Annotated in this window: 8 protein-coding genes; 1 reads left to right on the forward strand and 7 read right to left on the reverse strand. The window is 72.0% G+C overall.

Annotated features, from left to right (window positions below):
- The first annotated feature begins 177 nt into the window (after window positions 1–177).
- Window positions 178–1965, forward strand: a complete 1788-nt coding sequence (locus VKN16_28210; protein ID HME98108.1) for a glycoside hydrolase family 15 protein — start codon at window positions 178–180, stop codon at window positions 1963–1965.
- A 3-nt stretch (window positions 1966–1968) separates the two neighbouring features.
- On the opposite strand, the gene VKN16_28215 is transcribed toward VKN16_28210, so the two are convergent.
- From VKN16_28215 to VKN16_28245, 7 genes are all read right to left on the reverse strand, one after another.
- Complete coding sequence (locus VKN16_28215; protein HME98109.1) at window positions 1969–2400, reverse strand: HIT family protein; 432 nt, start codon at window positions 2398–2400, stop codon at window positions 1969–1971.
- 10 nt (window positions 2401–2410) lie between these two features.
- On the reverse strand, window positions 2411–3112 hold the full coding sequence (locus VKN16_28220; protein HME98110.1) for a succinate dehydrogenase/fumarate reductase iron-sulfur subunit: 702 nt from the start codon (window positions 3110–3112) through the stop codon (window positions 2411–2413).
- Window positions 3097–3426 (reverse strand): succinate dehydrogenase, encoded by a 330-nt coding sequence (locus tag VKN16_28225; protein ID HME98111.1) that lies wholly within the window; start codon window positions 3424–3426, stop codon window positions 3097–3099. The genes VKN16_28220 and VKN16_28225 overlap by 16 nt, the downstream gene beginning before the upstream one ends.
- Window positions 3426–5168 (reverse strand): FAD-binding protein, encoded by a 1743-nt coding sequence (locus VKN16_28230; protein ID HME98112.1) that lies wholly within the window; start codon window positions 5166–5168, stop codon window positions 3426–3428. Before VKN16_28230 ends, VKN16_28225 begins: the two co-directional genes overlap by 1 nt.
- Before the next feature lie 19 nt (window positions 5169–5187).
- Window positions 5188–5733, reverse strand: coding sequence for a TlpA disulfide reductase family protein (locus tag VKN16_28235; GenBank protein HME98113.1), 546 nt, complete (start codon window positions 5731–5733; stop codon window positions 5188–5190).
- Window positions 5734–5911: 178 nt separating this feature from the next.
- Window positions 5912–8746 (reverse strand): molybdopterin-dependent oxidoreductase, encoded by a 2835-nt coding sequence (locus VKN16_28240; GenBank protein ID HME98114.1) that lies wholly within the window; start codon window positions 8744–8746, stop codon window positions 5912–5914.
- Window positions 8747–8790: 44 nt separating this feature from the next.
- Entirely contained in the window at window positions 8791–10341 is a 1551-nt protein-coding gene (locus VKN16_28245) for a 4Fe-4S dicluster domain-containing protein (protein ID HME98115.1), read from the reverse strand.
- Window positions 10342–10623: the final 282 nt, after the last annotated feature.

Here is a 10623-nt window from a genome sequence, read left to right on the forward strand (position 1 = left end):
GGCCTCCTCCGATGCGTCTCGGTGGGCGGCGTCTGCCGGCCCTCACCGGTCGGCGGACCGCACACATACGTATCGCCTCCCACCCGGTGAGAGGCAGGAGGCGACTAGATAAAATCCGGAGTTACGCTAACATGACGCCCCTGGGAGGTCAAGGGACGGCCCGTTCCTGACACGGAAATGTCGGACCGAATCGAGGACTACGCGCTCATCGGCGACGGCGAGACGGCGGCGCTCGTCTCCCGCTCGGGCTCCATCGACTGGCTCTGCATGCCGCGCTTCGACTCCGGCGCGTGCTTCGCGGCGCTGGTGGGCACGGCCGATCACGGATTCTGGCGGCTCGCGCCGGCCGGCGGCCGCTCGGTCGCGCGACGGTACCGCGACACCACTCTGGTGCTCGAGACCGACTTCGAGCACGACGCCGGCGCGGTGACCGTCGTCGACTGCATGCCGCCGCGTGACGGCCCGCCGATGGTGGTGCGGCAGGTCGTCGGCCGGCGCGGCACGGTGCCGATGCGGATGGATCTGGTGATCCGCACCGATTACGGCTCGGTGGTGCCGTGGGTGCGCCGCACGAAGCACGGCATCCGCGCGGTGGGCGGTCCCGACGCGCTGTCGCTCCACACCGACCTCCCGCTTCACGGCGAGGCCCTCACGACGGTGTCCGAGTTCTCGGTGCGCGCCGGCGAGCGCCGAACGATCACGCTGTCCTGGAATCCCTCCAACGTGCCCGCGCCCGAGCCCATCGATGCCGAGGCCGCGATCCGCGACACCGAGACGTGGTGGCGGCGCTGGTCGGGGCGAGCCACCTACGAGGGCCCCGACCGCGACGCGGTGCTGCGCTCGCTGATCACGATCAAAGCCCTGATCTACGAGCCCACCGGCGGCATCGTCGCCGCGCCCACCACCTCCCTGCCCGAGTGGATCGGCGGGGTGCGCAACTGGGACTACCGCATCTGCTGGGTCCGCGACGCCACCTTCGCGCTGTACGCCATGATCGCGGGCGGCTATCTCGACGAGGCGCGGGCCTGGCAACGATGGCTGACGCGCGCGGTCGCGGGCACGCCCGAGCAATTGCAGATCATGTACGGGCTTGGCGGCGAGCGCCGCCTCACCGAGCTGGAGCTGCGGTGGCTGCCCGGCTACGAGGGCTCGGCGCCGGTGCGGATCGGCAACGCGGCACATTCCCAGTTTCAATTGGACGTGTGGGGCGAGCTGCTGGACGCCACCTACGCGGCCGAGCGCGCCGGCCTCGAGCCGGATCCGGAAGGCCGTCGCATCATCGCGGGAGTCATGCGGCGCCTGGAGGAGGTCTGGACGCAGCCGGACGAGGGCATCTGGGAGGTGCGCGGACCGCGCCAGCACTTCACCCACTCCAAGGTCATGGCATGGGTGGCGGCGGACCGGATGACGAAGCTCTCGGATCACGCACCGCACGCCCCGCCGCGCGAGCACTGGGGCGCGCTCCGTGACGCCATCCACGCCGACGTCTGCCGCCGCGGCTTCGACACGGGCCGCAACACGTTCGTGCAGGCCTACGGCTCGAAGCACCTCGACGCGAGCCTGCTCATGATCCCGCTGGTGGGCTTCCTGCCCCCCACCGACTCGCGGGTGCGGGGGACGCTGGCCGCGATCGAGCGCCACCTCGTCCGTGACGGCTTCGTGAGCCGCTACACCACCGAGACCGGCGTGGACGGCCTGCCGCCCGGCGAGGGCGCGTTCCTCGCCTGCTCGTTCTGGCTGGTGGACAACCTGGTCCTGCAGGGCCGCCACGACGAGGCGCGCCGGCTGTTCGACCGGCTCCTCTCCCTGCGCAACGACGTGGGCCTGCTCTCCGAGCAGTACGATCCGCGCGCGGGCCGGCAGATCGGCAACTTCCCGCAGGCCCTCTCGCACATCGGGCTCATCAACAGCGCCTGCAATCTGTCGGCGGCGCTGAAGCCCGCCGAGCACCGCGCGGCCGGCTGAGCCTCAGGCGGAGCGGGCGACCGCCTCGGCGAGCCGGCGCCGGGTCGCCTCGCGCTCCGCGTCCGAGGCGTAGTGGCCGCGGGGCCAGAAGAAGCCGCGCAGCCCGTCGCCCTTGCGCCGGGGCACCACGTGCACGTGCAGGTGGGGCACGCTCTGGCTCACCCGGTTGTTCACCGCCACGAAGGAGCCCTCGGCCTCGAGCGCCGGCTCGATCGCGCGCGCCACCGCCGCGGCGGTGTCGAACAGCGGCGCGGTCAGCGCCGGAGGCAGATCGCCGAGCGTGTCGACGTGCCGGCGCGGCACGACCAGGCAGTGACCGGGGAACAGGGGGCGGTGATCGAGGAACACCACCACCTCGGGCGCCTCCAGCACCATCGCGGCCGGCTCCTCGCCGCCCGCGATCCGGCAGAACAGGCAGCCCGCGACGGGGCTCACGACGGGACGATCAGCGGAACAACCCGCGCACCGCGAGGCGGCGCAGGGCCAGGATCGATGCGGTGGGCGAGATGCCCATCGGGCACACGTCGGTGCAGTTCATCTCGGTGTGGCAGCGCGTCAGCGTGTCTTCCGACAGCATGACCGCCGAGCGGTCCTCGTGGGCTCCGTCCCGGCTGTCCGCCTGCAGCGTGTAGAGCCGGTTGAGCGCGGCCGGCCCCGGAAAGCGCTCGTCGTTGGCGACCATGGTGCAGGCCGACACGCACATCCCGCAGCCGATGCATTCGATGGCCGGGTCGATGCGCCCACGCTCCGGGGCGCCGGCCGGGATGCGCGCGGCGGCGGGCGTCGCCTCTTTCGGCACGAAGGCGCCGCCCACCCGCGCGTTCTGCTCGGCCAGCGGGGCCATGTCCACCACCAGGTCCCGGATCAGCGGGAAGTGGTAGAGGGGCCGCACCGTGACGATGCCGGTGCGCAGGCTCTTGAGCAGCGTGCGGCACGCCCAGCGCTCCCGGCCGTTCACCACCATCGCGCAGGAGCCGCACATGCCGACGCGGCAGGCGTAGCGGAAGGCCAGCGTCGGGTCGAGCCGTCGCTGCGCGTCGACGAGCGCGTCGAGGACGGTCATGCCCTCGCGAGCGGGCACCCAGAAGCGCTGGATCCGCTCGCGAAAGCCCGGCGTCCAGCGGAAGACCTTCAGGACCACCGCCACCCCCAGAACGCGGCGAAGATGGCCGCGCCGACCACGACGGCCAGCACCAGCAGGCTGCGATGCCATCGCACCGGCAGGCCGAAGTCGAGCAGGATCGCGCGTACCCCGAGCAGGGCGTGCAGCAGCACCAGGCCGAGCAGCACCGCCTGCACCGGCCGGATGAACGGGTTGCGGAGGTGCAGCGCGATCACCAGCAGCAGCGCCACCGCGGCGCCGCGCTGGACCAGCCACGCCCACATGCCGGCCCGGGTCCCGCGCCACCCTTCCGTGGTGGCCCACCGGCGCCGCAGGATCCGTCGCGGCCGCTTCGCCATCAGTCGCCGACGTCGACGGTGGCGGAGACGCGCCCGGCCGCCGGCTTCATCCGGGTGTAGCGCACCGGCTCGGTCCAGACCTTGGGCCCGGCGCCGTCCTCGTAGCCGGCGAGCACCGTCACCGCGTCGCTCGCGGTGTCCGGGAAGTCGCGGCGATAGTGCGACCCTCGGCTCTCGGTGCGCTCCAGCGCGCTGCGGGCGATCAGCCAGGCGGTGGTGGCCTGGTTCTGGAGGTTGAGCCAGTCCTGCCACGCGACGTTGTAGGCGCCGCCGCCGCGGATCGCGATGCCGTCGAGCCGCTGGCCGATGTCCTCGATCTCGCTCAGCGCGAGCTTCAGCCCTTCGCCGGTGCGGATGAGCCCCACGTGCTCCCACATGACCTGGCGTAGCCGCGCCTGCAGCGGGTAGACGCTCTCGCCCTCGGAGCGCTCGAGCGGCGCGGTGGTGGCCCCGCAGGCCTCCTCCACCATCGGGCCCGGAATCTGGGGCAGCAGGCGGCCCACCACGTAGTCGGCCATCACGTCGCCCGCGATGCCGCCGAACACGGTGGACTCGGCGACCCCGTTGCCGCCCAGGCGATTGGCGCCGTGCACGCCGCCCGAGTCCTCGCCGGCCGCGAAGAGCCCTTCGGTGTCGGTGCGGCAGGCGCGGTCGATCACGACCCCGCCCATCATGAAGTGCGCGGTGGGGCCGACCTCCACCGGCTCGCGGGCCAGATCGCGCCCGAAGTCGCGGCAGCGCCGGACCATCCCGCGGAAATTTCGCTCCACCACCTCGGCGCCCAGGTGCGAAACGTCGATCCACACGCCGCCGTTGGGCGTGCCCCGGCCCTGCTGCACCTCGGTGTAGCAGGCGCGCGCGACCAGGTCGCGCGTGGAGCGCTCCAGCCGCGCCCCGTCGTAGCGCTGCATGAACCGCTCGCCGCGGCCGTTCAGGAGCCGGCCTCCCGCCCCGCGCAGCCCTTCCTCGAGCAGCGCGCCGGTCATGAGGGAGTTCGGCACGATGAGGCCGGTGGGATGGAACTGGACCATCTCCATGTCGCGCAGCCGCACGCCCACCCGCAGGGCCAGCGCGATGCCGTCCGAAGACTTGTCGGCCGAGCACGCGACGACCTTGTACATGGTGGGCCCGCCCCCCATCGCGAGCAGGATGGCGCGGGCGCGCACGAGCAGGAAGGTGCCGCGGCGCACGTCGAGCAGCAGGGCGCCCCCCACCTGTCCGCCCTCACCCCGCAGCAGCTCGACCGCGCGATGCTCCTCGAGCGGGCGGATCGACGGCCGTCGCCATACCTGCTCGGCGAGCCGATTCATGATCTCGATGCCGGTGAGATCACCCTTGTGGATGGTGCGGTCGTGGCTCTGCCCCGCGAACGGCTTCTGGTGGATCCGGCCCTCCGGATCGCGGTCGAAGAAGCAGCCGTAGCGTCCCTCCAGCTCGAGCAGCCGTCCCGGCGCCTCGTTCACCAGCGTCCACACCAGCTCCTGGTCGTTGATCCAGGCGCCGCCCTGCAGGGTGTCGACGAGATGCGCGTCGATGGAGTCGGGGCCCCGCAGCACCGCGTTGTACCCGCCCTGCACCATGCGGGTGCAGCCGGCGCGGCCGAGCAGGCCCTTCACCGCCACCGTGATGGTCAGGCGCGGCGAGCGATCGGCGGCGTGCAGGGCCGCGCAGAGGCCGGCGCCGCCGGCGCCCAGCACCAGGATGTCGGTGGCGAGCGTCTCGACGGTGGATTCGGTGGCCATCGGGCGGCGCGGCGCGCGGCTACTTGGCGGGCGCGGCCACCAGCGCGTCGAGGAGGGCGCGGCCGGCCGGGCCGTCCCATTCGCGGGTGCCGGCGGCCCGCGCGACGAGGCGCCCGTCGCGCCCGATCAGATAGGTCGTCGGCGTGGCGGTCACGCGATACGCGCGCGCGACCGCGCCGGAGGTGTCGAGCAGAACCGGCGGCGTGATCCCGGCTTCGCGGACGTAGCCGGCCACCAGGTCGCGCGGCTCCTCGATGTTCACGGCCAGCACGGTGAACGGCTGGCCCTTCCGCTGGCGCACGACCTTCTCGACGCCGGCCGGCAGCTCGCGTCGGCAGTAGCCGCACCACGTGGCCCAGAAGTAGACGAGCACGACCTTGCCCTGCTGCTCGGCCAGCGTGGCCTTGCCGCCGTCCACCCGCGACAGCGCGATGGCGGGCGGACGCTCGCCGGGCACCGCCACCAGCTTCATCTCCCGCAGCAGCCGGTCGATGTCGTCGGCCGAGCCGGCCGGGCCGGCGAGCCCGAGCACCACCAGCAGTGCGAGCAACCCACGTGCGATCACGTGCTTTTCACCTCCGCCACCCCGTCGAACGTTGCCCCGTCGGGTTCTCTCTCACCGCGGTCGAGGGCTCGATCTCCGCCACGTCGCGGCCGGGGTAACTTACCACGATGCGACTCGGGTCGGGCTCATGGCCCTCAGCATGCCCCGCTTCCCGTCGAAGTCAACGGGCTCGCTATAGCTAGGCGCCGTCGATCCGGTAGGCCGAGGCGTCCGGCTTGAACGCCCGCGGCAGCCACAGCGGCCGGCGGAGGCCGCCGGGGCCGGGCGCGGGGCGCGCCAGCGCCAGCCACTTGCGGTACACCTCGAACGACTTGTTGGTGTCCACCACCACGTCGCCGTAGCGATCGTCGGGGCCGGGACGGCCGACCGTGACCTTCTGGTGCCAGCAGTGCTGCCCGCTCACCGGATCCGGATGCACCGGGAAGGTCAGGTTCTGGTGCACGCCCGCGTCCTCCCACCACACGCGCCCGGAGTCCGGATCGGCGCTCTCGAACGGGCGGATGCCGTGCACGTGGCGGAGGCGCCACTGCCCGGGGGCGGGCCGCTCGAGCGACGCCAGCGCGGTGGACCAGCGCTCGCCTCCGGTGTGCTCGGAGAGCCGCCACCGCCCGAGATGGTGCGAGCAGGCCAGCACGCCCGGGCGGATCGCCTCGGTCACCCACACCCGGTCGACGAAGTGCCCGATCTCGGTGGTGACCTTGAGGAGGTCCCCGGTCTGCACGTCGAAGCGCGCCGCGTCCTCCGGATGGAGCCACAGCGGGTTGGTGTGGGAGATCTCGTAGAGCCACTTGGCGTTGCCCGAGCGCGAGTGGATGAGGGTGGGGAGCCGGAACGTGGGCAGCAGCGCCATCTCCCCGCGGCTGCGGTCCATCTCCTGCCAGTGCACGTGGCTCCGCGCGTAGGTCGGTACCGCGTGCTCCGGCCACTTCCAGTCCTTCAGCGTGCGCGAGTAGAACTCGAGCTTGCGCGAAGGCGTGGGGAAGCCGCCGGCCCACTGCCCGTCGACGTCCACGCCCACCGACGCGCCGTTCTTCATCACCAGGTGCGAGGTCGCGTCGACGGTGGCTCCCTCGCGCTCCTTGTCGGTGAGCGGGGTCTCGTGGGTCCCGTACACCTCGCTCTGGACCAGGAACGCGCCGTACTTGCGCATGTACTCGAGGGGGCCGAGGCCCTCGCGCGTCGCGGCTTCGGGCAGGCCGGGCACGCTGTGCTCGAAGATCCAGCGGTAGAACTCCTCGATGCGCAGCTTCTCGCCGGGGCGGTAGGGCGACTCGAAGTACTTGCGGATCCCGAGGGCGCCGTCCGGATCGATGCGCCAGGACAACTCGATCCAGAACTCGTCCTCCTCCCAGACCTGCCCGAGGCCGGCCGCCTCGTGGGCCTGCCAGGTGAGGTCGAAGCGTCGGCCCTGCTTCTCGAGCGCCACCCGCAGCACCGGCTGGCGGAAGCCGATCCAGCGCGCGGCGTGGGTCTCCTGGCTCATCAGGTCGTGGCGCTCCGAGGCGTGGCCCATCGGCAGCACGTAGTCGGCGAACCACGCGGTCTCGCTCCAGGTGGGCGTGAGGCAGGCGTGGCGCTCCACCTTGGCCTCGTCGGTCAGCATCTCGATCCACGACATGCCGTCCGGGTTGGTCCACACCGGGTTGTAGACACGCGTGAAGTACATCGCGAGCTTGCCGCGGCCCTCCTTGAGGAAGTGCGGCAGCAGGAAGCTCATCTCGAAGAAGGCCAGCGGGTACTCCCGCGGCATCAGCAATTCGCTCCAGATCTTGCCGGGCGGTGGCATCATCGGCGGGTTCGGCACCGTCTTGTTCCAGCCGCTGGGCGCCGTCCCGCCCGGCGTGGCCACCGCGCCGGCCAGCACCACCACCAGCTCGAGCGCGCGGGCCACCTGCCAGCCGTAGAGATTGCCGGCGGCCGCGTTGCGCCAGATGTGGGTGGACAGGGCGCTGCCCGCACGGCCGACCTCGCCCGCGACCTCCTCGATACGGGCCGCGGGCACGCCCGACTCGCGCTCCGCGAACTCGGGGGTGAAGTCGGCGTAGAGGGCCTTCAGCGCCTCCTCGAACGCGGCCATCGTCACCGGCAGGTCGGGCCGCTCCGCGCGCAGGTATTCCTCCCAGTTCACCCACCGGCGCACGAACTCGCGGTCCCAGGTGCCGTCGCGCAGCATGCAGTGGACGATGGCCAGGAGCAGCGCGGCCTCCGTCCCCGGCCACGGCGACAGCCAGTAGTCGGCCATCGACGCGGTGTTGCTCAGCCGCGTGTCGAGCACGCACACCTTGGTGCCGGCCATCTTGGCCTCGACGATGCGCTGGGCGTGGGGATTGAAGTAGTGCCCGGCCTCGAGGTGGGAGGAGAGCAGCAGGATGAAGCGCGCCTTGCTGTGATCCGGCGAGGGCCGGTCGAGCCCGTGCCAGAGCGCGTAGCCGGCGCGCGCGGAGGCGGAGCAGACGTTGGTGTGGCTGTTGTGGCCGTCGATGCCCCACGCGTGGAAGACGCGCTGCAGGTAGACCAGCTCGTGACCCGGCCGCCCGAGGTGGTACATCACCTCCTTCTGTCGGCCTTCCACCAGCGCCCGGCGGATGCGCCCGCCGATGTCGTCGAGCACCTCGTCCCAGGTCACGCGCTCCCACTGGCCCGCGCCGCGCTGGCCCGCACGGCGCAGCGGGTAGAGGATCCGCTCGGGGTCGGTGATCTGGTTGAGCGTGGCGGGGCCCTTCGCGCAGTTGCGGCCGCGGCTGCCCGGATGCGCCGGGTTGCCCTCGAACTTGTGGATCTTCATCGCCTGCGGATCCACGTAGGCCAGGAGCCCGCAGGCCGCCTCGCAGTTGAAGCAGATGGTGGGGATGAGCTGGAAGCGCCGCTTGACCTTCCGCGGCCACGCCTTCGGGTCGAATTCCTCCCAGTCGTCCCAGCGCGAGGCGGGCGGAAACCGCTCGAGCCCGGACGCCCGCGGCGCCAGCGTCCGCGCCATCGGATGCAGCGGCTCGGATGGGGTCAGGTCTTGCATTACGACATTTGCTCCTTGGCGGCCAGGTCTCGCCGGACCGCGGCCTAGCTGAGCGGGATCATCTGGCCGGCGCGGATCCATAGCTCCTCCCAGAGCCAGAGGCCGCCCAGCGCGAGCGCGGCGGCCAGCTCGGAGCCGAACGGCACCGACGCGCTCATCAAGAGGACCAGCGGCAGCACGATGCCGCCGCCCACGACGCCCGCCCAGAGCGGCCGGCGCAGCGGGCCGCGGGTGAGCAGCCGGGCCGCGCGCGCCGCGTCCTGGGTGGCGTGTGAGGTGAGCAGCTCGGCGAAGAGCACCAGCGCGCTCACCAGCAGCGAGGCCCAGAGCACGAGCCCGAGCCCGCCCACCACGATCTGCGCGCTGCCGAGCGCACGCGCGACGAGCAGCAGGCTCGCGGAGCCCGCGACGAGCGCGGCCACCAGCAGGTGCGGCAGCAGCAGCGGGCTCTGCCAGAAATCACGGCCCTCCGCCTGCCCGAACAGGAACGCGCTGTACCCGGCGGTCGCGGCGGCCACGATGGCCACCGGCCCCGAAAGCACGCGCAGCGCGGGGAGGCTGGCCACGACGCCGGCGAGGAGCCACAGCGTGCCGAGCCCGCCCGCCGCGAACAGGATGAAGCCGCCCAGAGCCAGCCACGAGCGCGGATTGGGCTTGAAGATCACGTAGAGGAATCGCTCCGGGCGCTTGAGATCGAGCACGAGCAGCAGGCTCGTGAGCAGCAGGAAGAGCAACCCGATCGCCGGCGCGGCGAGGCCGGTGAGGGTGTCGGCGGTGAGGAATCCGCCGGCGACCCCGAGCGCCGCCACCAGGAACGCGCCCGCCGCGATGGACTTCGTCCAGAGATAGGCCGCCACCTTCGCGCCCCACGGGCGCTCCGGATGCGCCACGTCGTAGACGGTGCGCGCCAGCCCGAGCAGGTCGACGCGGTCGTCCGTCGGCATCGGCGGCGTCACGACCGCGTGGTTGCGCTGGCCCGGCTCCGGGATGCGCGAGACCTGCGAGAACACGAAGCCGCCGCGCCGCTCCTGGCGGTCGGGCGTGAGCGACGCCGACTCCGCCCCCAGGTAGTAGAGCTTCGGGCGCGTCCCCTGCTCCGGCTTGCGCACCTGCGTCTGCTGCGAGGCCACCAGCCGAGCGATCGGGCTGTGCGGGTCGTCGAGATCACCGGGCACGATCGCCTGCACCGGGCACACCACCACGCAGGCCGGCTCGAGCCCGGCTTCCACCCGGTGGGCGCAGTAGTGGCACTTCGCCGCGGTCTTCGTCTCCGGGTCGATGTAGAGCGCGTCGTAGGGGCACGCCTGCATGCACGACTTGCAGCCGATGCAGCGCGCGCCGTCGAAGTCCACGATGCCGTCGGGCCGCCGGTACAGCGCGACCGTCGGGCAGATCGTCACGCAGGGCGCGTCGTCGCAGTGGTTGCAGCGCATCACCGAGAAGTAGCGCCGGGTGTCCGGGAACACGCCCTTCTCGATGTACTTCACCCAGGTCCGATTCACTCCGAGCGGGACCTGGTTCTCCTCCTTGCACGCGACGGTGCAGGCGTGGCAGCCGATGCACTTGCGCTGGTCGATGACGAATCCGTAACGCACGCGGTCCGGCCCTCCGTATACGCCGACGTGAATTCGCGCCCGGGTCAAACGCGCGGGGAGAGTGTACCAAGGTCTCCGCGGTTTTCGCGGAGGATCTTGCTGGGCCCGAGCCACCGCGCTTGACGCGTCCGCCACTTCTGCGCAAGATGGCGCGCGGAGGAACCCGGACATGGCCGAAGAGATCGCCTGGCTCTCCGCCGTCGACCTGCTCGCGCGGTTTCGTGCGGGCAAGCTCTCGCCCGTCGACGTGACGGAGTCGCTGCTCGGCCGGATCGAGCGCGT

It is taken from the genome of Candidatus Methylomirabilota bacterium (genome assembly GCA_035315345.1).
Taxonomy (GTDB): Bacteria; Methylomirabilota; Methylomirabilia; order Rokubacteriales; family CSP1-6; genus CAMLFJ01.

Bases quoted from the DNA above. Each gene is read 5' to 3' on its own strand.
- VKN16_28210 (HME98108.1), top strand. From the start codon at position 178: ATGTCGGACCGAATCGAGGACTACGCGCTCATCGGCGACGGCGAGACG.
- VKN16_28225 (HME98111.1), bottom strand. From the start codon at position 3,426: ATGGCGAAGCGGCCGCGACGGATCCTGCGGCGCCGGTGGGCCACCACG.
- VKN16_28230 (HME98112.1), bottom strand. From the start codon at position 5,168: ATGGCCACCGAATCCACCGTCGAGACGCTCGCCACCGACATCCTGGTG.
- VKN16_28240 (HME98114.1), bottom strand. From the start codon at position 8,746: ATGCAAGACCTGACCCCATCCGAGCCGCTGCATCCGATGGCGCGGACG.